Below are 21,954 nucleotides of genomic sequence, written 5' to 3'. Positions count from 1 at the left end.
CGCGTTCCCGGACGCACATCCAACTGAGGAGCATTCACGTGGCCCAGAAAGTCCTCGTCGAGATCCTGGACGACATCGACGGCAGCACCGCCGCCCAGACCGTTCAGTTCGGTCTCGACGGCGTCACCTACGAAATCGACCTCTCGGACGAGAACGCCAGTGCCCTGCGCGACGAACTGGCCCGCTTCATCGCGGCCGGCCGGCGCATCGGTGGCCGCAAGGTCCGGGTCGCGACCGGGCAGTCCACCACGACCAGCACGACCGACCGCGAGCGCAACCAGCAGATCCGTGCCTGGGCCAACGCGAACGGCTACGAGGTCTCCGAGCGGGGACGCCTTTCCTCCGAGGTGATCGCGGCCTACGAGCAGGCCCAGGTCGAGGAAGCCGAAGCGCCCGCCGCCGCGCCGCGCAAGCGGGCCCCGCGCAAGAAGGTCGCCGCAGCGAAGAAGTAACGCGGTGGCCGGAAGATCGCTGGGGAAGATCACGGCAGCCGGTCCGTTGGCGGCCAGGGCCGAACACCCTCGCCGCCAACGGAGGCCGGTGCCTTCGTGCCCGACATCACAACCGTCGTCCGCCTCCGCGAGGTTCGCGAAGATTCCCGCGCGCGGCGGAATCACCCGCGCAGGGCGGGTCCGATCCACCGGCGGACGAGGGCTCGCAGCCCGTCATCGGTGAGCGCGTGCGCCGACGGGTACTGCAGGAACGACATGAACAGCCGCATCAGGACTTCGGCGAGTCCCCGCAGGTCGTCCTCGGTCGTGATGCCGGCGCCCGCCCAGTCGACCGGCACGTTGCGGAGGATCCGCGCGCCGAACGAAAAGGCCAGGGGCGAAATGACGCCGTCGGTGAAGAAGTCGGCTTCGCCCGCCTGCAGCAGAAGTCCCAGGTGGGGCTCACCGGGGACCGTCCGGACGGCGTACACCACGGACTCGACCGCGGCTTCGGCCGCGCTGCCGAACGTGGCCAGGTGGCGTTCCATCCGCCCGGCGAACTCTTCGACACCGGCCAGCGCGACGGCGCGGAGGATGTCTTTCAGGCTCGGGAAGTAGCGGTAGACGGTCTGCCGGGTCACGCCGGCCTCGGCGGCGACGTCGGACAGGCTGGTCTTGGCCAGGCCGGCGCGGTCGAGGCACGCCGTCGCCGCGTCGACGATCCGGCGGCGTGCCTCGTCTTCCGTGCCGGGCGGGTTGCCCTGCCATCCGTGGTGCCCCATGCGCTCCATCTTCCCCGAGCACGGCCGTTCAGGCCGGAGCAGGGGCCTTGGCGTGGTGCTCGCGGTACAGCGCGACCAGCAGCAGACCGGCCCCGGCGAAGCAGGCGAGCGCGTAGAGCCCGCTTCCGGTCGGGGTGCCGTCGCCGGTGACGCCGTCGTGGGCGGCGAAGTACGCCGGGAGGGTGCCGATCCAGAACACCGCCATCCCGCCGAGGTAGCCGGCCGGGTAGAACCGGGCGAAGGCGGACAACGGCTCGCCCGGCCCGTGGTCCGGGGACCGCAGGTGCGAGACGACGATCGCGGCGCCGGCCAGCCAGACCAAAGCCAGTTCGACGCCGAGGATCCAGGCCCGCGCCGTGGTGTTCGTACCCGCCAAGCTCGACGGGATGCCGGCGACCGCCATGGCGAGCGGGGTGAGGACGCCGGCCGCCAATGTCCGCCACACCAGCGGCCACCCTCGGCGCCAACCACGGGTCAGGCGCACGACCAGGTATGTCATGGCCGCCATCGAAACGGACGCGAACAGCAGCATGCTGGTCATCGGCACCGAGGCCAGCGCGGGGTGGTTGACGACGTCGTTGCCCGGGTTCCAGGCCCACCACTTCAGCTGCGGGCCGAGCTGGTCGAAGACCTCGTAGAACACCTGGCAGGCGAACGCGACGGCGACCGAGCCCGCCAGCGCGCCACGGCGCCGGAAGATCCCGAGCGACCGCACGAGCTCGTAGACGAGCTGGCTGAACGCCGGGTAGAACGCCACGATGTAGAGCGGCAGCCGGTCCCCCATGAACTGCACGGTGAACCGGTTGTGGGCGAAGATGAAGCCGTACAGCCGGTCGAGGCCGAACCACTCCGGGAAGTACAGCGGCGGTTCGGTGACGAAGAGGTAGACCAGCGAGGCGAACCACAGCGCCAGGTTGACCGGGTCGCCCGCGCGGTACCGGCGAAGGGCGTGCACCAGCGCGAAAACCGCGCCGCCGACGACGAGCACCTCCAGCAGCGGCATCGTCCAGTGGGCGAGAGCCCACGGCGGGCGGACGGACACCACCGGCGCGACGTCGTGGCAGTCGAAGCCAAGTCCGCGGGTGACGGCGTCGGCCTCCGGTCCGCAGCCGGCGCTCACCTCGCCACCGCTGTCGTCACGCTGCTTTCGCGGGCGCCGGGTGAGTAGTCGGTGGCCGGCGGTTCGGCCTGCGGGTCGAACCCGAAGGGCACGCGGTGCTTGCCCAGTGCCGCCCGGACGCGGTAGCGCACGAGCCCGGCGAGCACGCGCGGGTTGCGCATCATCTCGCCCAGCGACTCGTCGAGGTTGAACACCTTGGCGAAGTGCTCGTCGACCACGTCGTACTCCCGCGCGGCCCCCACGATGAGACTGAACGCCGGGGCGGACACGGCCGCGACGATGCGGCGCCGCCACTCCGGCAGCTGCTCGGTGCCCACCGCGCACGCGTACCCCTGGTCCCTGGCCATCGCCAAGCGCCACGGCACGCGGAGCAGCTTGCGCTGCGCGGCGAGGAACCGCGCGGAGAACTTGTCGTCGAGCCGCCCCGCGCGGGCGAGGTGGCCGCGCAGCAACAGGGCCGAAGCCGCCGCCGAGCTGATCCCCTGTGCGTAGAACGGGTTGAACGCGCAGATCGAGTCGCCGACGAACACAAGGCCGGCCGGCGGGGTGCGCAGGCGGTCGTAGCGCCGCCACTTGTTGCCGGTCGACCGGGTCAGGTGGACTTCCGAGACGGGCTCGCACCGATCCATCGCGGCGGCGAACAACGGCGTTCGCACCCGGCGCGCCGTCTCGACGAACGCTTCGGTGTTGCGAGGCATTTCGAGACCCCACGAGCCCATGCACGCGATGACGCGGTTGCCTTCGATCGGGAAGAAGTTGACCAGGAACTCGTGCTCGGCGGGGTGTTCGCCCTTGTCCGGGGTCGGCATGATCACCAGGTGCTGCCACCACCAGGACGCGGGCCGCGGCGCGGGCAGGTCGTACCAGCGCGAGGTGTAGGTCACCTTCGCGTCGAGGGTTTGGATTTCGGGCCGCGACCAGCCCGCGGCCGCCAGCCAGTCGCCCACCGAAGAGCCGCGGCCCAGCGCGTCCACGACGAGGTCGGCCTCGACGTGCTCGTCGCCGGTGGAAGCGGTGAACTCGACCCCGGTGACGCCGCCGCCCGCCGTGCCGCCGCCCCGCGTGGACAGGCCGGTGACCGTGACCCCTTCGCGGACAGTCACGTTGGCCAGCTCCCGCACCTTGTCCCGCAGCACCCGCTCGATGAGGATCCGCGAGCCGTAGACCATGGTCATCGACCCGCGCTTGCGGGCCGACCACCCCTCGCCGTCGAGGTAGGCGGCGTCCATGGACGGCATCAGATGCAGCCCGCCGGCGGCGATGAGGTCGTCCTCGAACCCGGGGAAGAGCGCCCCGATCGCGCGCCGTCCCGAGTTCAGCAGGAAGTGCGGGTGCTTGCTCTGCGGCACGCCGCGGCGGTGCTCGGCGCCGGCCGGAAGCTCGTCGCGTTCCAGGACCAGCACCCGGTCGAAGCGCCCGGCGAGCGCCCCGGCGGCGCACAGACCGGCGGCACTGCCCCCGAGGACGACGGCGGTCTTGCCGAGCCGCATGCGGACCAACTCCCCACGTCATTCATACAAAGAGACACTGAATGTATGAATGACAAGGGTCGCGTGTCAAGGACCGGTCGCGGCCGGCGGCCAAACCGTCCACAGTGGAGTGTTGTCAGGGAGCCCCGGCGTCCGCCGCCGGCGGCACCGATGCCAGGCAGCGGACACAGGGCATTCCCGCGACGGAGTCGAGCAGATCCGTCGCCTCCCGGGCCAGCGGATCCCCGCACAGGGTTCTCAGCACCAGCGGAACCGGCTTGTCCGCGGGCAACGCGACGAAATGGACCTGCCGGTCGCGTTCTCCCACCCGGCGTCCGTCGGCGCGGGGAACGCCGAGCCGGATCCGGGCGGCGACGACGCGGCAGTTTCGGGCGCGGTGTTCGGCGGGCATGACGTTCTCATTCCTCGATAGGTATCCGGGCACTTCCGTTTCACTGGTCGGCGGCTATTGCGCTCCCGAATCGCGCATCAGTGTCTTTCACTCCCTTCACAGGTCACGGGGATCACCCGTGCAACGTCCGGGGATGGGGCGGGTCGGCGGTGATGACGGCGCGAAGCCGTTCGTCGATCAGCTGCCGGACCGTGTCCGCGGAAGCGCCGGGATACTTTTCCCGCAGCAGTTGCTCGAGCAGGCTCCGCAGCCGCTGGTTCTCCGACCGGAACTTCCAGTTGTCGGCCCGTTCCGCGTCGAGGGCCGTGTTGAGCTCCTCGAGCTTGCCGTCGAGTTCACAAGCCACCTCCGGGCCGGTCTCGATGCCGTCCCGGATCATTTCGACGGTGACCACCGGCTCGTCGATCCAGGGCGGCACCGAGAACGGCCCGTCGTAGTCGCGGACCGGCCGCTCCTCCCCGGCGATCCGCGCGGACAAGGCCGCGGCCTGGCCCAGCACGACCGCCCGGCGCGCCGCCGGCACCGCGACGTTGACGATGTCGGCGACCCGGTCCCACGGCGGCGGGTTCGCCGCCGCCTGCCCGAGGGACTTGGCCAGCAGGTGCAGCAGCGCGTCCGGGGTCTTGCCGGCGCACCAATGCCCCTCCCGTTCCCCGTAGGCGTCGACGAGACGCCGCCGCGTCCTGGCGAGGCTCTCGCGGTCGTCGGCCAGGGCGACCAGCAGGAACAGCACCAGCTTGCGTTCGTCGGGGGTGAGCGGGGACTTCTTCTCGGCGGTGTCGAACTCCGCGGTCGACGGAAGTCTCCCCAGTGCGGTCCGCCCCCTGGTGCGGCGGGATCGCCGCGGTCCGCGGGAACTCACAAGCTGCCCTTCCGGGGGTTCGGGCGCGCCGGCGCCGGGCGCCGGCCGGCGCACAAGTGGTTCGCCTTGCTTCTGCGTGTCCGCGTGGTCGCTCGCCCGCGACGGCGAGTTCCGCGGCTTTCCGCCCGCCGGTCAGCCCCGCGGCTTCCCGGCACCGATCCGGACAGGACCCGGCAGGTCGGGCGGAAGAATGAATCGCATGTCGGGCACTCCGGGGAAAGAGGAACGGGGGTGCGCGACCGGCGCGCGTGAAATCCCAACTTAGCGGTTCGATCAGGGCGATGCGCACGGCACGGCCGCGCGGTCCGGCACCTCCGGACCTCACCCGAAAGCACCAAGGTGTCACACTTTCGCGACGGTGACCTGCACCGTTGGCCCACCGCGCCACCACCATCGGTGCCACCCGGCGGACACGCGGCTCACCACAACGGCGTAGCGACCACTACTCCCCCGGCAGCACTCGGCCGAAAACGGGAAATATTCAGATCCACGGCGGAATATGCAGACCGCACCGGCAGACCCATCGGCATCTGCACACGCACGTGCAGCTTCGCGCGCAACGCGCCATTCGAGTGAAACTTTCCCACGTCCCGGCAGCAATTCCGCCCGCTCGCTTGCCATCGGAATATGCGGGATCCAAGACTGAATAAGTCCCATATTCGAACCTGCCACTTCCGCTTGACACAGGGGGAGACATGGACATCCGCAGCTACGACCCGATGGCCGCCGGGGCCGCGTTCGACACGGCCGGCTGGCAGCGGAGCGCGCTGTGCGGCCCCGACCAGGGCGACTGCGTCGAGCTCAACTTCAGCAGGCCCGGCCTGGTCGCGCTCAGGGACACGAAACTGGACGGCGGCCCGGTCCTCGTGTTCACCACGGCCGAGTGGGACGCCTTCACCCGCGGCCTGGACCGAGGCGGCTTCCGGCGCGGGTGATCCCCGCCGGGTCCCCTCTCGGCGGGGTGGCCGCGCGGTCAGCTCACCGTGCTTCTCCGGTGGCCCAGCCCCCTATCATCGGGGGCACCATCCCTCCCGATTGGACGACCTGAAGTGGCGCGGGCGCCCTCCTCCTCACCGGACGACAACGAGCTGCGCCGGCAGCTCGGTCTCAAGGTCCGCATCCTGCGCCGCCGGGCCGGGCTGACCCAGACCGAGCTGGCCGAGCGGATCAAGTACCACCAGACCGTGATCTCCCGGCTGGAGAAGGGGTACAACCTCAGCGCGAGCGTCCTCGAGAAGGTGCTGACGGCCCTCGGTGCCACTCCCGCGGAGGAAGCCGAGCTCCGCCGGATGAACGCCGTCAACGAGCGCGGGCGGGAGGAACGCGACCGGCACCTGATCGAGTCCGGCGCGCCGTGGTTCCGCCGGATCCTGAGGTACGAACCGTCCGCGACCGCGATCCTGAGCTGGACCGGCGAGCGCCTGAAGGGCCTCCTGCAGGCCGAGAGCTACATGATCGCGCAGTTCGCCGAACACGACGTCGACGACATCGCCAACGCGGTCACCGAACGGGCGGCGCGCACGATCAGGGCGTTCACGGAGAATCCCGGCTGCCGGTACGAATTCCTGATCAGCGAAAGCGCGGTCGAACGGCTCGTCCAGTGCGAAACCGTGAACAAGTACGTCGCCGTCGACCAGCTGAAGCATCTCCTCGCGCTTTCCGACCGGAATCCGAACATCGACGTCCGCGTGGTCCCGTACGCGCACCGCCTGCACGTCAACCCCGATTTCACGATCATGGAGTTCGCGGAACCGGAACCGCCGCTCGGTTACAGCGATCTCCTGCGCACATTGGTGACGACCGATCCGGGCGGATTGGACATCGACCACCTCTACGAGTGCTGGAACCGCCTGCGCGAATCCGCGCTCGGAACCGAGCAGACACGCGAAGTCCTCGAAAAAGCACTCGACCGGTGCCAGGGGTCACCCTGATGCCGCCTGCACCGGGCAAACGGCCCGAATAAGATGATCCGACCACACACGCCACGGGAGCGGAAAAGTGACGACTGCGGACAGCGAACCATTTCCCCCGGCCGGCGTCGACCTCAGCCAGCCCAGCGTCGCCCGGATCTACGACTACTTCCTCGGCGGCGACACCAACTGGGAAATCGATCGCCGGTTCGCCGAACAACTGCTCGGCAAGTTCCCGATCCTGCGCCCGATCGCCCGGTCCAACCGGCTGTTCCTCCACCGGCTCGTCCGGCACCTGACGAAACGGGGGATCCGGCAGTTCGTCGACCTCGGGTCGGGCGTGCCGACGATGGGGCACGCCCATGAAGTCGCCGACCAGGTGGCTCCCGGCGAGGTGCGCGTCGCCTACGTCGACCACGAACCGGTCGCCGTCGCGCACTCCCGCAGCCTGCTGCGCCAGTACGGCGACGAAGAGCGGCACACCGCCATCCACGGGGACCTGCGCGATCCCGGACGCCTGTGGGAAAGGATCGCGGAAACCGGTGTCATCGACCTGGACCGGCCGGTCGCGCTCCTGATGATCGCGGTGCTCCACATCCAGCAGCTGCCGTCCCCGGACAGCCCTGAATCCGCCGACCTCGGGCCCCAGCTCGTCGCCACCTACCGCGACCTGCTGGCCCCCGGCTCGTACCTGGGCATTTCGCACGTCACCGGCGAAGGAATACCGGACGAGTTCGCCGGCATGCTGGAGGACATCAAAACGATGTACGACGGCGCGGGCAACCCGGTCATCTGGCGGACGCGGCAGCAGATCCGGGAACTGTTCGGGGACTTCCGGATGATCGAGCCCGGCCTGACCTGGACACCGCTGTGGCACCCCGAAGAAGCGACGGTCACCGACGAGACGCCGGATCTCGGCGAGGCGAGCGAATCCATCGTCCTCGCCGGGGTGGCGCAGAAGGAATAAGGCCTCGCCGCCCGCGCCGGCACGGGCGGCGAGGCCGTCTCACGCGACGGCGGTTCCCTCCAGCTCGACCAGCTGGCCGGGGATCGCCAGCCGGGTCACCCCGAGCAACGTCGTGGCGGGGGCCACCCCGGCGGCGCCCAGCCGCGACGCCAGCACGCCGTAGTGCGGGAACAGCAGGTCGACGTCGGTGGTGTAGACGTTCAGCCGGACGAGGTTCGCCAGCGACATGCCGGCCTCGCCGAGCACGGCCTCGAGGTTGTCGAGGCTCAGCGCCAGCTGGGCGGCCGGGTCGCCGTCGTGCTCGGGCTTGCCGTCGCCGTTCATCGCGGTCTGCCCCGAGCAGTACAGGGTCCGCGTGTGCCCGGAGACGAGTTCACCCTGGTTGAACCCCATCTCCAGCGACCACGTCACCGGGTTGACCGCGGTTCGTTCCACTGCCACTTCAGCTCCATTCGGTTCGTCGAGTACCTGCGGGAGCCTCTCGGTGAATCACGACATCCTGTGTCGGGTATTCGCTAGGGTTTCGCCATGCGCGCCGACCGGCTGGTTTCGCTGGTGCTCCTGCTGCGTCAGCGTGGCCGGCTGACCGCGGACGCGCTGGCCCGCGAACTGGAGGTGTCCACGCGGACCGTGCTTCGCGACATCGAGGCGCTGTCCGCGGCGGGCGTCCCGGTCTACGCCGAACGCGGCAGGCACGGCGGTTTCGCGTTGCTGCCGGGGTTCCGGACCGAGCTCACCGGGCTGAACCACGACGAGGCGCTGGCCTTGCTGGCCGCCGGATCCGGGCGTGGCGAGCAGGTGTTCGGCCTCGGCCCGGCGCTCGCTTCGGCCAGGCGCAAGGTGGTCGACGCGCTGCCGGAAAGCCACCGGGCCACGGCGAACGACGCGGCCCAGCGGTTCCTCGTCGAGCCGGAGACCGACCTGCTCTCCCGCCGCGCGGTCACCGAAGAGCTGCCCGGCACGACGATGCCGGCGGTCCGGCGCGCGGTGCTCGCCGGGCAGAAGCTGCGCATCCACTACGCCGCCACGGACCAGGCACCCCGGTGGCGCACGGTGGACCCGATCGGCCTGGTCACCGTCCGGGACCGGACGTACCTGCTGGCCACGAGATCCGGCGCGGACCGCACCTACCGGCTGTCACGGGTGCTGGCCGCCGAAGACCTCCCCGAACCGGCCGAGCGGCCGAACCGGGTCGACCTGGCCCGGATCTGGCGTCAGCGCTGCGCGCGGTTCCTTTCCGACGGCCACCTCACCGTGCTGGTCCGGGTGCGCCCGGCCCGGCGGGAGGACTTGCTGAACACCGCGGTGGCCGTCCGCGCCGAGGAACCGGACGCGGACGGCCGGCTGCGGTTGGAGGTGACGTTCCAGGACTCCCGGCACGCCGAGTGGGCGCTGTGGCAGCTCGGCACGGACGCGGAAGCCCTGGCCCCGCCGTCGTTGCGCACCGCCCTGCGCGACCGGGCCACCGCGATCGCCGCCCGTTACGAGGATTCACCTCGAGGCTGAGTCCATAAAGGACAGACCGGTTACGAGCCTCCGACAGGGCAGCTCCTAGTACTTTCGGCCGATGCCCGCACGGTGAAAACCCTCCGAAAGACGTGGGCCATCTCGGGGTTCTCGTCCCGGCGCCGGTTTCACCGTCAAGAACCGCCCTACTGTGGGGTGTTTCGTGATCTTGAACCGGGACAGAAGAGGGGAACCACCTTGCCCAACCGGACCAGATTCCTCGGCAAAACGTTCGCGGCAGCGGGCACCGTGGCGGCGCTGGCGCTCGCCACGGCCGTTCCCGCGGCCGCGGCCGCGCCATCCACCGTCGAACAGGACGTCGCGCAGCTGTACCAGTACGTCAGCGACCTCTACAACGGCCTGCCCGCGGACGCGCTGCGCGGCGTCGACCGGCTCATCGAGTCGCCGATCCCGCAGATCGGCCCGCGGAGCCGGGCCGCGCAGGACCCGATCCCGGGCTGCACCGAGGGTTCGCTGCTGACCTACGCGAACAAGCTCGCCGCACAGCTCACGCCGCTCGAGAACCAGGCGATGAGCGCGCTGTCGGGGCTCAGCCAGCTCTACGTCCAGGGCGTCGCGACCGACAAGGCCCCGCAGGTCTTCGGCACCGACGGCCAGTACACGGCGCGCGCCACCGACACCATCCGCAAGCTGCGCGACTTCTGGGACATCGAGAGCTGGAACATCCAGCTCGTCGCCTGGAAGGGCACCGATCTCGGCAGCCAGGCGAAGATGGCGCAGACCTTCAGCCTCGGCCTCGCGCCGGCGAAGGTGAAGAACGCCGCCACGCTCGCGACCAAGGTGCTCTACGAAGTGCCGGCCCTGCAGGGCGGCCGCCACCCGCTGCTCAGCCTGAACGCGTTCTCCGCACCGGCCGACAGCCTCGGCGGCAAGCGCGTGGCGCTCGGTGACGGCCTGCTCGACACGGTCGACTTCCTCGGGTTCGACGACGTCTCGGTGGAGGCTGTCGTGGGCCACGAGTACGGCCACCAGGTCGATTTCGCCCACGAAAACCACCCACGCAACGAGTCTTCGGAGATGGGCCCCGACGCCTATGGCGGCTACTTCGTGGCGCACCCCAAGGGCTTCGGGTGGGACTCCCGCACCCAGCAGGAGGTCACCTACCTGGACGCCTCCGTCGGTGACTGCTACCACAGCCACGGAACTCCGGACCAGCGCAAGGCCGCCGGCGCCTGGGGCGAGAAGCAGGCAACGAGCCAGGGCAACCCGAACCGGATCATCCCGTCCGCCACGATGATCCGGAAATTCCAGGAGGAATACCCGAAACTGATGCCCCCGGCCGCGGCCACGGTGGCCGCGGCTCGCGGTTGAGCATCGGTTACCCGAAAACGGGCCGTCTCCCCGAAGCAAGGGAGACGGCCCGCTCCGGCCGACCAAAGCAAAAAGCCCGGCTGACCTGGGTCAGCCGAGCTTGGGTGGTAACTGCTGGTACCCCCGATGGGATTCGAACCCACGCTACCGGCGTGAGAGGCCGGCGTCCTAGGCCGCTAGACGACGGGGGCTTAGGATCTTTCCCTGGTTTCCCAGGGGCTTTTCTGTTTTCTTGCTGGAGAGAACTTACCAGAGGCGATTTCTCGCCCCGCAGGGGGGTCACTCTCCGCAGCTGGGGTACCAGGACTCGAACCTAGACTAACTGGACCAGAACCAGTCGTGCTGCCAATTACACCATACCCCAGTGAGGTACTGCTCCGGCTGGCCGGTTCAGCGCCGCACGAGGAGAAATACTAGAGCACGCCGTTCCGGACGGTGAACGCGGGGGTGCCCGTGCTGCGCTGAGCGGGGACCCCGATCGTGGCGTACTCCGAAACCAGCAGCTCAGGCAGCTCAGCGAGGCCGGCGACCGTGTGGACACCTTCGGGCGCGCGCTCGCCGATGCCGTCGCGGTCGAGCCACACCGCTCCGAGGCCCGCGTCGCGGGCGCCGATCGCGTCGGTGTCCAGCTTGTCCCCCACGTGGACCGCCTGGGCGGGGGCGCAGCCCAGGCCCAGGCAGACCGTGTGGAACATCACCGGGTCGGGCTTCGCCACCCCCAGCTCGCCGGCGATGGCGACGTGGTCGAAGAACGGCGCCAGGCCCAGGTCGGCGATCTTCTTCCGCTGGTGGACACCCGAGGCGTTCGTCACAGCAGCCAGGGTCAGCCCGGCGGCGCGCAGCCACTCCAGGCACGGGACGACGTCGTCGAACAGTTGCCAGGAGTGGTCGAGCAGCTCTCTTCGGCGACGCTCGAAGGAGCTGACCTGCTCGGCGTCGGCGAGGATGCCGATCTCGGCGAGGAAGCAGTCGGTGCGCCGCTGATGCATGGTCGCGTAGTCGAGCTCTCCCGCGACGACCAGGGCGACGTGCTCCTCGGTGATCAAGTCCCACAGCGGCCACAGGTCGCCCCGCCCGGTGAGGATGTGGAGGCTGCGGCGGATCGCGGCGGTGCAGTCGATCAAGGTGTCGTCGATGTCCAGGCACACCAGCCGGAGCTCGGGCGGCGCCCAGGGCTCGGACGCCACCGCGGCGGGCGGGGCGGTTCGCGAAGGGGTCCGGGGTGCCAGGGCGAAATCCACCCAGTGAGGCTAGGGCAACCGCCGCGTTCGCGACGCTGCCAAAGAGGTGATTGCCACTCGCCTGTTCCGGCGCATCGGCTCTACTCCCAGTTGGCGGACCGTCTTCTTTCGGTTATCCGGCCACGGCGCGACTCCTCGGCGCGCACCCCGACGGACGGGCAGCCGAAGACACGCTCTGAACAAAAAGTGTTGCAGCCCAACGGAAATCGTTCTGTCCACAAGGGTCCGTCGGCGACTCGGGACGACGCCGCACCCACAGTGGTTGACGAGATCCGGCAAACGGTCGCGTTTGGACGGTTTCTCGCGCCGTCCCTCCCCGAAACGCGGATGAAACACCCCGGACACGGACGGACCACCGCCGCCCCGTCCGTCGCCCGATCAGCGTATCCCTCGCCACATCGCTTGACGCCGGCCTCGTGGAGGTGCATTCTCAGGTTATTCAACAAGCGATGAATAAGGGAGATGGTCGAGATGGCCGAACGCACGACCTGCGTCGTCATCGGTGGCGGGCCGGCCGGGATGGTCGCGGGGCTTCTGCTGGCCCGGGCCGGCGTCGAGGTGACGGTGCTGGAGAAGCACGCCGACTTCCTGCGCGACTTCCGCGGCGACACGGTGCACCCCTCGACGCTCACCCTGCTCGACGAGCTGGGCCTCGGCGAGAAGTTCCACGCCCTGCCGCACAGCGAGCTGACCGCGGCGGGCTTCCCGATGGAGGACGGCACGCTGATGAAACTCGCGGACTTCACCCGCCTGCGGGTGCCGCACCCCTACATCGCGATGGTGCCGCAGTGGGACTTCCTCGACCTGCTCGCCGAGAGCGCGCGGAAGGAGCCGACCTTCGTCCTGCGGACGGAGACCGAGTGCACCGGCCTGGTCCGCGAGCACGGCCGGGTCGCCGGCATCACCTACCGCACGGCGGACGGCGAAACCGGTGAACTGCGCGCCGACCTGGTCATCGCCGCGGACGGCCGGTGGTCGCTGGCGCGGCGTGAAGCCGGTCTCGTGCCGCACGAGTACGACTGCCCGTTCGACGTCTGGTGGTTCCGGCTCTCGCGGCACGAGAACGAGGAGGGCGGCATGCTGATGCCGAGGATGCGGGACCGCCGGTTCGCGGTGCCGCTCCCCCGCCCCGGCTTCTTCCAGATCGCCTACCTCAGCCCCAAGGGCGAGGACCTGGGCAAGCAGGGCATCGAGGCGTTCCGCCACAACGTCACGCAGATCTGCCCCGAGTTCGCCGACCGCGTGCACGAACTGGAGTCGATGGACGACGTCAAGATGCTCGACGTGCGGCTCAACCTGCTGCGCAAGTGGCACGTCGACGGGCTGCTCTGCATCGGCGACGCGGCGCACGCGATGTCGCCGATCGGCGGCGTCGGTATCAACCTGGCGGTGCAGGACGCGGTCGCGGCGACGACGCTGCTGGCTGAGCCGCTGCTCCGGGGCCGTCCTTCGGAGGCGGACCTGGCGAAGGTGCGTTCGCGCCGGCTGGCGCCGACGCTGCTGGTGCAGGGCCTGCAGCGAGTGCTGCACCGGACCGTGATGCGCGCGGTGATGGCGGGCAAGCGCAACGGCCCGCCGGCACCGATGATCAAGCTGTTCGCACGGTTCCCCCGGCTGTCGTACCTCCCGGCGCGGCTGCTGGGCCTGGGCCTGCGGCCGGAGCACGCGCCGGCCTTCGCCCGCCGCCCGATGGAGCCGGTGGGCCGCTGAAAAGCGTGAAGGCCACCTCGAGTTCGCCGAGGTGGCCTTCACACGGACTTCGGGTCAGACGTTTTCGACCGGGTTGGTGAGGGTGCCGATGCCTTCGATGGTGATCGAGACGCTCTGGCCGCCCTCGATCGGGCCGACGCCCTCCGGGGTGCCGGTGAGGATGACGTCGCCGGGCAGCAGCGTCATGACCCCGGAGACGAACTCGACGAGCTCAGGGATCTTGTGGACGAGGTCCGAGGTACGGCCGTCCTGCTTGAGCTCGCCGTCGACCTCGGACTTCAGCGCCAGGTCGGACGCGTCGAGCGACGTCTCGATCCACGGCCCGAGCGGGCAGAAGGTGTCGAAGCCCTTCGCGCGGCCCCACTGGCCGTCGGACTTCTGCAGGTCGCGGGCACTGACGTCGTTGGCGACGGTGTAGCCGAGGATCGCGCTCGCGGCGCGGGCCGCGGGCACGTTCTTGACCGGCTGGCCGATCACGATGGCGAGCTCGCCTTCGAAGTCGACGCGGCCGACGCCGGACGGGCGGCGGATGGCCGCGTTCGGGCCGATGACCGTGGTCGACGGCTTGAGGAACAGCATCGGCGCGGCGGGCACCTCGTTGCCGAACTCGGCCGCGTGCTTGGCGTAGTTGCGGCCGACGGCGATCACTTTGGACGGCAGGATCGGCGCGAGCAGCCGGACGTCGGCCAGCGGCCACCGCTTGCCGGTGAAGTTGGGCTGGCCGAACGGGTGCTCGGCGATCTCCAGGACCTGGGCGTCGTCACCGTCCCCTTCGACCGAAGCGAACGCGACACCACCGGGATGAGCAATTCGGGCTAGGCGCACGCGGCCAGTCTACGTGCGCCCGCCCAACAGCCTGCGGGGGTTCCGGGTGGCGGAGCCCCCGGCCCGGGCCAAAGGCCCGGATGTCACAGCCTGCGGGGGTTCCGGGTGGCGGAGCCCCCCGGCCCGGGCCGAAGGCCCGGATGTCACCGTGACTCAGGCCACGGTGGTGCTCTTGTGCACGAGCGCGTCGCACAGGGCGAGCCAGCTGGCCTCGACGATGTTGCCGTGCACGCCGACGGTGGTCCACTCGCGTTCGCCGTCGGTGCTCTCGACCAGCACGCGCGTCACCGCGTCGGTGCCCGGGTGGCCCTGGAGGATCCGGACCTTGTAGTCGGCCAGCTCCACACTGTCCAACCAGGACAGGTGCGGGGACAGCGCCTTCCGCAGGGCGGCGTCGAGGGCGTGCACCGGGCCGATGCCCTCGGCGGTGGCGATGACGCGTTGCCCGCCGACGTGCACCTTGACCGTCGCCTCGGCCATGACCTCGCCGTCCGGGCGGTGGTCGAGCACCACGCGGTAGGACTCGAGCTCGAACGGCGCCTCGGCCGGGACGTCGGCTTCCTGGCGCAGCAGGAGTTCGAGGGAGGCGTCGGCGGCCTCGAAGGACCAGCCTTCCGCCTCGAGCCGCTTGACCTTCGTGATCGCGCTCGTCAGCGCCTCGGGCCGGCCGGCAAGGTCGACCCCGAGCTCACGTCCCTTGAGCTCGAGGCTGGCCCTGCCGGCCATCTCGGTGACCAGTACCCGCATGTCATTGCCGACGGAAGACGGATCGATGTGGTTGTACAGCAACGGATCCACCTTGATCGCGCTCGCGTGCAGTCCCGCCTTGTGGGCGAAAGCCGACGCCCCTACGTAAGCCTGGTGGGTGTAGGGGGCGAGGTTGGCGATTTCGGCAAGGGCATGGGAGACCCGGGTGAGTTCGGCGGCGCCTCCGGTCGGGAGGACGTCCATGCCGAGCTTGGTCACCAGATTTCCCGTCACGGCGAAGAGGTCGGCGTTGCCGGCCCGCTCCCCGTAACCGTTGGCGGTGCACTGGACGTGCGTGGCGCCGGCCTGCACCGCGGCGACGGAGTTCGCCACGGCGCAGGAAGTGTCGTCCTGACAGTGGATCCCGAGGCGGAACCCGGTCTTTTCCTTGACGCTCCCGACGGTTTCGGCGAGGCCGAGCGGCAGCTGGCCGCCGTTGGTGTCGCAGAGCACGAGGACGTCGGCGCCCGCGTGGGCGGCCGCGTCGAGGACCTTCAGCGACGTGCCGGGGGAAAACGCGTAGCCGTCGAAGAAGTGCTCGGCGTCGAGGAAGACCCGCCGGCCTTCTTTCGTCAGGAATTCGACGGTGTCCCGGACCATGGCACAGGCCTCGTCGACGTCGACGCGGAGCGCGCGTTCGATGTGCCTGAGGTCGGACTTGGCGACGAGGGTGATGACGGGCGCCTCGCTGTCGAGCAGCGCCCGGACCTGCGGATCGACGTCGGCGGTGGTGCCGGCCTTGCGCGTCGCCCCGAAGGCGACGAGGGCCGCGTGCTTCAGGTTGAGTTCGCCCTTCGCGGCGCGGGCGAAGAACTCCGTGTCCTTGGGGAGCGCCCCGGGCCAGCCGCCTTCGATGAACCCGACGCCGAGCTCGTCCAGCAGCCGCGCGACGGCGAGCTTGTCCTGGACGGAGTAGGAGATGCCCTCTCGCTGCGCACCGTCGCGCAGGGTGGTGTCGTAGAGGTGGAAGGCATCGCCGAGCGGGGTATCGGCGGGCTCCTTGCGGGTCACGATGGTCTCCTGGGGGCGAAGCGGCGTTTCGGGGCAACAAAAAAACCTCCCGCGTGGGTGCGAGAGGTTGCGCGCCGGGGGCTCTTGTGGAGCTATCGTCCGGCGCGCTCGTCGATAATGATCGCGAAGCTGGTCACGCTCGCATCATGCCACAGGCTCCCGGAAGAGTCCACAAGCTGGGCCAAGCTCCCACCATCCGGGAAACGCTGCCCCGAGCATGAAAAAGCCCCGCACCCGGCAAGGGCACGGGGCTTCCCCGAAAAATCAGCCTGCCGTCCGCACGTTGGACGAAACCAGCGCCGCGAGCCGGTCCCCGATCGCCTGGGTGGCGCCCGGCGAAGACTGGTCCCGCGTCGCGAGGTCGAACGCCACCGAAGCCTCGATCCGCCGCGCCGGTTCCTTCTGTCCCAGGTGGTCCAGCAGCAGCGCCACCGACAGCACCGCGGCCGTCGGGTCCGCGAGCCCCTGGCCCGCGATGTCCGGCGCCGACCCGTGGACCGGCTCGAACATGCTCGGGTTGCGCCGCGTGATGTCCAGGTTGCCGCTGGCCGCGAGGCCGATTCCGCCGGTCACCGCCGCGGCCAGGTCCGTGATGATGTCGCCGAACAGGTTGTCCGTCACGATCACGTCGAAGCGGGACGGGTCCGTCACCATGTGGATGGTCGCCGCGTCCACGTGGGAGTACGCGACCGTCACCTCCGGGTGCTCCAGCGAGACCTCTTCGACGATCCGCGACCACAGCGAACCGGCGTACTCGAGCACGTTGGTCTTGTGCACCAGCGTCAGGTGCTTGCGCGGGCGGGCCTCGGCGCGGTTGAACGCGTCCGCGACCACGCGGCGGACGCCGAACGCCGTGTTGACGCTGACCTCCGTCGCGATCTCGTGCTCGGTGTCCTTGCGCAGCAGACCACCAGTGCCCGCGTACGGGCCTTCGGTGCCTTCGCGCACGACGACCATGTCGACGTCGCCCGCGTCGGCGAGCGGGCCCCGGACACCCGGGTACAGCCGCGCCGGGCGCAGGTTGACGTGGTGGTCCATTTCGAACCGCAGGCGCAGCAGCAGGCCGCGCTCGAGGATTCCGCTCGGCACCGTCGGGTCGCCGACCGCGCCCAGCAGGATCGCGTCGTGCTGGCGGAGCTCGCCGAGGACCGACTCGGGGAGCAGCTCGCCGGTCGAGTGCCATCGCGCGGCGCCGAGGTCGTAGTTCGTAGTCTCCGCCGTCGGTGCTACCTCGCCGAGCACCTTCAGCGCCTCGGAGACCACCTCGGGCCCGATCCCGTCACCTGGGATCACCGCGAGCCGCATCCACACACCTCCGTCGACCGGACCACCGACCGCACCGATGGCCCACCGCAACAAAACGCCAGCAGCCGGAAGGTTACCGGCCGTAGACAAACGGCCGTAGCCGCACCACCCTTATGCCGCATCCTCCCGCAGGGTGAGACACCCGATCGGGGGAACGTGAAAGGGGCGCTCCCCGCGGAAACCCGCGAAGAGCGCCCCTGGTCCTGCGTCAATCGATCTTGCCGCCCGTCAGCGGTGACCAGCCCCGATCGGCTGACGGTCGTTCCCCGGCCGGGCGCCCTGCGTCGCGTCCACCTTGACCACGTTCGCCCGGTTGCCCGCGGCGTTGTGGTGCTCGATGGCCAGCAGCCCGAGGGCGTTGTCGGCCGCGGCCGACGCCGCGTTCCGGGTGACGACCAGCGCCGTTCCCGGCTTCGCGACGTAGCCCAGTGCGGCGTCGCCGCCACCCTGCACCGCGTAGCCAGGCGCGAGCGCGTCGAACGAAAGCGGCGTGCCGACGTAGTCGATCAGCCCGTTCGTCGTGCCCGGCGCGACGTAGAAGCCGCTGACGCCCACCGTGTAGGAGATCCGGTGGCTGTCGGCGCTCGCGTCGATGCCCAGCGCGGAGAGCGAAACCGGCAACGTGATCACGTTCGTGTCGAACACGTTCGTGTCGACGTCGCCGAGCTGGCCGTTGACCGCCTGGACGTCGACGGTCGGGAAGCCCGCCGTCAGCGCGACCGTGGTGGCCAGCAGCACGTCGGTCGACGTCGCCTTGGTCACGTAGGTCTCGAAGTCCGGCTTGCCGTCCCCGGTGGTGTCGATGTCGACGAACGGCGAGGTGTTGCTGCCGATGTTCGCCCAGTCGCTCCAGGTGGACAGGCCGAACGCGAGCATCGCGTTCTCCGGCTCACCCTGCGCCTTCGCCAGCGGAGCGGTCGACGCCGCCCCGACGTAACGGAGGTCGCCGCCCTTGGCCGTCTTGTTCAACGTGCAGTCGGTGACCACGTCCGCGTCGCACTCGGGCAGCTGCGGGGACTCCGCCTGCAGCTCGAGCACGCTGATCAGCGAGCGGTACCGCTGGGCGCCGGCACCCTGGTCGACGCCCTTGCCGCCGAGGTTCAGCACGGCCTGGGTCGCGTCCGCGCCGAACTTCACCGACGCCGGCGTCGAAATCGTCGAAACCGGCTTGGGCGCGGAGTAGACCGAAACCCGCAGCGGCACCGTCGCCCCGCTCTTCGGGGTGAAGGCGACGCGGCCGGAAGCGTCCGCGACGAACTGCCGGGCCAGGCCGGCCTGGGTGGCCGACATGGTCGGGTCCATGACCTTGCGCAGCGCCTTCGGGTCGGTGATCTTCAGCGTCACCTTCACCTTGGCCGTGCCGCGCGGGGTCAGCTTCACCGACTGCTTGTCCACTGTGTACTCGACACCCGGCAGCGCGTTGACCGCCTGGTAGGCCACGGTGTACTCGGCGGGCGTGACACCCTTGTTGACCAGCTTGATCGTCTTGGACAGGGTCACCGGCCCGGCCGCCTCGACCGTGCCGAAGCTGACGCTCACCGCGCCCGGGTCGTCCACGACGTAGGCGAGCACCTGGTTGTCCAGCGCGGCCTTCGCGTCGATCCGGCCGCTGCCGACGCGCTGCGGCGCGTAGGTGTGGCCCTTGCCGTCGGAGACGTCGTGGCCGGCGGTGTCGATGACCGACGCCTTGACCTCCTCGACCGACCAGTCCGGGTGGGACTGGCGAACCAGCGCCGTGATGCCCGCGGTGTGCGGGGCGGCCATCGACGTGCCCGACAGCACGGTCCGGCCGTTGCCGCTGCCGCGGAACGCCGAGGTGATCGTGTCACCGGGCGCGGCGACGTCCGGCTTGAGCGCCGGGCCGCGGGTGCCGCGCGAGGTGAACGAGCTCGGGGTGTCGACGATCGTCTTGTCGTAGGTCTGGATCGACGCGCGGCCGGCGCCGAAGAGCCGGACCTGCAGCGTGCCGGCGGTCAGCGCCGCGCGCAGCGACGCGGTCGCGGAGCCGGTGAACTGGAACATCGGGATCGCCGCGTTGCCCGCGATGCCGGCGCTGAAGTGCTCCAAAGTGGACGACAGCAGCGCGCCCTTCGCCCCGGCGGCCTGCGCGTTGTTGGCGCGGGCGGCCGAACCGCATGCGCGGGTCGAGTCGTTGTCGTCCCATTCCAGCCAGACGAACTTGCCGGCGGCCTTCGCCTTGTCCGCGGCCGAGTACGGCGCACAGCCGGCGGCGTTCGCCGCCGACAGGGCGACGACCGGCGCGGCCAGGTCGAGGGTGTCGTAGCCGGTGTAGTTCTGGCTGTACTGGCCGGTCTTCTGGCCGGCGGCGCCCGTGGGTGCCTTGACCTCGGCGGCGTCGCGCAGGACACCCGCGTCCCGTGTGCTGGCCACGGTCAGCGCCTCGGGGGTGTTGCCCGGGGAGCCGGCGATGTCGTTGATGTCGCCGCCGTTGCCCGCCGAGATCACCGGCAGCACGTTGTTCGCGGCGAGCTTGCGCACGAACAGCGAGTCCGGGTCGTCCGGCGCGCCGAAGTCCGAGCCGAGCGAGAGGTTGACGATGTCGAGGTGGTCGGTGAAGTCGCCGTCGCCGTCCGGGTCGAGCGCCCAGTCCAGGGCCTGCGAGGTGACGTTCGTCGAGCCCGTGCAGCCGAACACCTTGATGGCGTACAGCAGCGACTTCGGCGCCGTGCCCGGGCCGATCTTCATCGCGTCGACCTTCTTGGCGTCGAGCTTCTTGTAGTCGCCCTTGAAGGTCTTGCCGTCGGCGGTGACGCCGAAGCCGCCGATGGTGCCGGCCACGTGCGTGCCGTGCTCGCCGCAGGCGAGCGGGTTCGGGTCCGGCTTCGGAGTGGTCTTGCCCGCCGTCGCGGCGTCGTAGTCGTTGCCGACGAGGTCGGTGCCGCCGACGACCTTGGCGCTCGGGAACAGCGGCGTCGGCTTGGTGCTGTCGACGCCCTGGTATGCGGCCTGCGTGCCGGGACCGCCGAAGTCGGCGTGGGTGTAGTCGATGCCGTCGTCGATGACGCCGACGCGGACGCCGTCGCCGAACTTGCCGGTCTGCTGCCACGCGGCGAGGGTGTTGGTCAGCTGCTCGGCGCTGGCGTTGGTGCGGGTCTTCGGCACGACCGTGCGCACCGCGACGACGTCCGCCCGCTTCGCGACTTCGCGCAGCTTCGCGGCGTCGGCGGTGACGACCACACCGGGAACGGCGTTGGCGGTCTGGGTGACGACCTGCGGCTTGGCGTCGGCCGCGCGCAGCTGGCCGACGACGGAGTCGACCGCGGCGGCGGTGTCGGCCTTCGCGGCGCGGGCGGCCCGCTTCGCCTGGTCCTTGCCCTGCGGCTCCGCGGCGGTGAACGCGTCGACGGCCGGCTTCTTGGCCAGTTCGACGAACGCGGTGACCCGGCCCTGCGCGGCCCCCAGACGCGGCGACAGCTTGCCCTGCAGCAGCGCGTCGGCGATCTTGGCCGGTGCGACGCCGTCGGCGAGCGGAGCATCCGCCGCGCTCGCGACCGGCGCCCCGAGCGCGGCCGCCAGAACGACGGCGAAGGCCGCCGTCGTGGCGCGCGCGGGGAGGCGGGATCTGTTCATGAGTCGGCCCCTTACTCGAGGTCTGGACCCGAACCTGCCTGCCGCTCCTGACACCCCCGACGGTGAAGCGCGGCACAGCGCCGTGCCCTCGACGACGCGTGGTTCGACCTCGCGGAGAGAACCTAATGCCCCAAAACACCTACTTAGGTAGGCAAAGAAGTCCGTTATGTGAATGTGATTGCCGCTAACCTCACGTTCCGTGCACCGATACGAGCCGCGCGACGACCTCGCGTTCCGCCTGCTCCGCAGCGGTCCAGTCACCTTGTTCTGGCGCGCCCGGCTCGCGGCCGAAGCGGCGGAATGGCTGGACGAGCACGGCTACCAGGTCATCCCCCTGGCCGCGCGCGAGTGGACGTCCGATGACGACATGCACACCGCGGTCGCCGCGGCGCTGGACTTCCCGGCCTACTACGGGCGCAACCTCGACGCGCTCAACGACTGCCTGCGTGACGTCGTCAGCCACGACTACGGGTGGTCGCCGGACTCGGCCGGCCTGGCGATCGTCTTCACCGGCTACGACGCCTACGCCACGCGCAGCCCGCGGTCGGCCCAGATCGTGCTGGACATCCTCGCCGATCACTCGCGCGTGGCGATGCTCTTCGGCCGTCCGCTCGTGGTCCTGGTCCAGAGCGACGATCCCGATATCCGGTTCGAACCGGTCGGTGCCTCGGCGGTGCACTGGAACGAGGCCGAGTGGGCCGACGCCGGCCGACGGCCCGGAAAAGCGTGAAGG

At 70.2% G+C, this 21,954-nt stretch carries 19 protein-coding genes and 2 tRNA genes; 8 read left to right on the top strand and 13 right to left on the bottom strand.

Features of this window, described 5'->3' with window-relative positions; translation table 11 throughout:
• Positions 1-38: 38 nt before the first annotated feature.
• Complete coding sequence (locus tag CF165_RS29010; RefSeq protein ID WP_093950762.1) at positions 39-452, top strand: histone-like nucleoid-structuring protein Lsr2; 414 nt, start codon at positions 39-41, stop codon at positions 450-452.
• Positions 453-613: 161 nt separating this feature from the next.
• On the opposite strand, the gene CF165_RS29005 is transcribed toward CF165_RS29010, so the two are convergent.
• From CF165_RS29005 to CF165_RS28985, 5 genes are all read right to left on the bottom strand, one after another.
• Positions 614-1,213: a TetR/AcrR family transcriptional regulator gene (locus CF165_RS29005; RefSeq protein ID WP_093950761.1), complete on the bottom strand. Its 600-nt coding sequence runs from the start codon at positions 1,211-1,213 to the stop codon at positions 614-616.
• Between the two features lie 28 nt (positions 1,214-1,241).
• Positions 1,242-2,333 (bottom strand): hypothetical protein, encoded by a 1,092-nt coding sequence (locus tag CF165_RS29000; RefSeq protein WP_093950760.1) that lies wholly within the window; start codon positions 2,331-2,333, stop codon positions 1,242-1,244.
• A complete protein-coding gene (locus CF165_RS28995; protein WP_093950759.1) occupies positions 2,330-3,823 on the bottom strand; it encodes an NAD(P)/FAD-dependent oxidoreductase in 1,494 nt (497 codons plus the stop codon). Before CF165_RS28995 ends, CF165_RS29000 begins: the two co-directional genes overlap by 4 nt.
• A gap of 115 nt (positions 3,824-3,938) precedes the next feature.
• On the bottom strand, positions 3,939-4,214 hold the full coding sequence (locus CF165_RS28990) for a hypothetical protein (RefSeq protein WP_093950758.1): 276 nt from the start codon (positions 4,212-4,214) through the stop codon (positions 3,939-3,941).
• Between the two features lie 112 nt (positions 4,215-4,326).
• Entirely contained in the window at positions 4,327-5,076 is a 750-nt protein-coding gene (locus CF165_RS28985; protein WP_093950757.1) for a hypothetical protein, read from the bottom strand.
• 695 nt (positions 5,077-5,771) lie between these two features.
• Between CF165_RS28985 and CF165_RS28980 the strand changes: the two genes are divergently transcribed.
• The 3 genes from CF165_RS28980 to CF165_RS28970 all read left to right on the top strand — a co-directional run bounded on the left by CF165_RS28980 (position 5,772) and on the right by CF165_RS28970 (position 7,953).
• Positions 5,772-6,011, top strand: coding sequence for a DUF397 domain-containing protein (locus CF165_RS28980; RefSeq protein ID WP_093950756.1), 240 nt, complete (start codon positions 5,772-5,774; stop codon positions 6,009-6,011).
• 114 nt (positions 6,012-6,125) lie between these two features.
• Positions 6,126-7,007, top strand: a complete 882-nt coding sequence (locus tag CF165_RS28975; protein WP_158226846.1) for a helix-turn-helix domain-containing protein — start codon at positions 6,126-6,128, stop codon at positions 7,005-7,007.
• A gap of 67 nt (positions 7,008-7,074) precedes the next feature.
• Complete coding sequence (locus CF165_RS28970) at positions 7,075-7,953, top strand: SAM-dependent methyltransferase (RefSeq protein WP_093950754.1); 879 nt, start codon at positions 7,075-7,077, stop codon at positions 7,951-7,953.
• Positions 7,954-7,992: 39 nt separating this feature from the next.
• Here the strand turns inward: CF165_RS28970 and CF165_RS28965 are convergent, their stop codons facing one another.
• Positions 7,993-8,388 (bottom strand): RidA family protein, encoded by a 396-nt coding sequence (locus CF165_RS28965; protein WP_093950753.1) that lies wholly within the window; start codon positions 8,386-8,388, stop codon positions 7,993-7,995.
• Between the two features lie 93 nt (positions 8,389-8,481).
• Here CF165_RS28965 and CF165_RS28960 point away from each other — a divergent pair, with 93 nt between their 5' ends.
• Together CF165_RS28960 and CF165_RS28955 are read left to right on the top strand one after the other, a co-directional pair.
• The gene (locus tag CF165_RS28960; protein ID WP_093950752.1) at positions 8,482-9,459 is read left to right on the top strand and encodes a helix-turn-helix transcriptional regulator; all 978 of its coding nucleotides are present in this window, start codon (positions 8,482-8,484) and stop codon (positions 9,457-9,459) included.
• Positions 9,460-9,657: 198 nt separating this feature from the next.
• The gene (locus CF165_RS28955) at positions 9,658-10,791 is read left to right on the top strand and encodes a M48 family metalloprotease (RefSeq protein WP_093950751.1); all 1,134 of its coding nucleotides are present in this window, start codon (positions 9,658-9,660) and stop codon (positions 10,789-10,791) included.
• A gap of 115 nt (positions 10,792-10,906) precedes the next feature.
• Here CF165_RS28955 and CF165_RS28950 read toward each other — a convergent pair.
• The 3 genes from CF165_RS28950 to CF165_RS28940 form a co-directional block, all read right to left on the bottom strand.
• Positions 10,907-10,982, bottom strand: a tRNA-Glu gene (locus CF165_RS28950).
• Positions 10,983-11,083: 101 nt separating this feature from the next.
• Positions 11,084-11,155, bottom strand: a tRNA-Gln gene (locus CF165_RS28945).
• Between the two features lie 49 nt (positions 11,156-11,204).
• Positions 11,205-11,939 (bottom strand): HAD family hydrolase, encoded by a 735-nt coding sequence (locus CF165_RS28940; protein ID WP_167441604.1) that lies wholly within the window; start codon positions 11,937-11,939, stop codon positions 11,205-11,207.
• Positions 11,940-12,503: 564 nt separating this feature from the next.
• On the opposite strand from CF165_RS28940, the gene CF165_RS28935 reads away from it, so the two are divergent.
• Positions 12,504-13,742, top strand: a complete 1,239-nt coding sequence (locus CF165_RS28935) for an FAD-dependent oxidoreductase (protein WP_240521843.1) — start codon at positions 12,504-12,506, stop codon at positions 13,740-13,742.
• A gap of 54 nt (positions 13,743-13,796) precedes the next feature.
• Here CF165_RS28935 and CF165_RS28930 read toward each other — a convergent pair whose 3' ends face one another.
• From CF165_RS28930 to CF165_RS28915, 4 genes are all read right to left on the bottom strand, one after another.
• Complete coding sequence (locus CF165_RS28930; RefSeq protein WP_093950748.1) at positions 13,797-14,567, bottom strand: fumarylacetoacetate hydrolase family protein; 771 nt, start codon at positions 14,565-14,567, stop codon at positions 13,797-13,799.
• A 153-nt stretch (positions 14,568-14,720) separates the two neighbouring features.
• Positions 14,721-16,325, bottom strand: coding sequence for a citramalate synthase (cimA, locus tag CF165_RS28925; protein WP_093950747.1), 1,605 nt, complete (start codon positions 16,323-16,325; stop codon positions 14,721-14,723).
• A 264-nt stretch (positions 16,326-16,589) separates the two neighbouring features.
• Positions 16,590-17,630 carry a 3-isopropylmalate dehydrogenase gene (locus tag CF165_RS28920; RefSeq protein ID WP_093950746.1) on the bottom strand — a complete coding sequence of 347 codons (1,041 nt, stop codon included), beginning with the start codon at positions 17,628-17,630 and terminating at the stop codon, positions 16,590-16,592.
• 228 nt (positions 17,631-17,858) lie between these two features.
• The gene (locus CF165_RS28915) at positions 17,859-21,221 is read right to left on the bottom strand and encodes a S8 family serine peptidase (RefSeq protein ID WP_167441596.1); all 3,363 of its coding nucleotides are present in this window, start codon (positions 21,219-21,221) and stop codon (positions 17,859-17,861) included.
• A gap of 199 nt (positions 21,222-21,420) precedes the next feature.
• Here CF165_RS28915 and CF165_RS28910 point away from each other — a divergent pair, with 199 nt between their 5' ends.
• Complete coding sequence (locus CF165_RS28910; protein WP_093950745.1) at positions 21,421-21,951, top strand: barstar family protein; 531 nt, start codon at positions 21,421-21,423, stop codon at positions 21,949-21,951.
• Positions 21,952-21,954: the final 3 nt, after the last annotated feature.

This window comes from Amycolatopsis vastitatis (assembly GCF_002234595.1).
GTDB classification, from domain to species: Bacteria; Actinomycetota; Actinomycetes; order Mycobacteriales; family Pseudonocardiaceae; genus Amycolatopsis; species Amycolatopsis vastitatis.
This window is presented reverse-complemented; position numbering and strand designations above follow the sequence as displayed.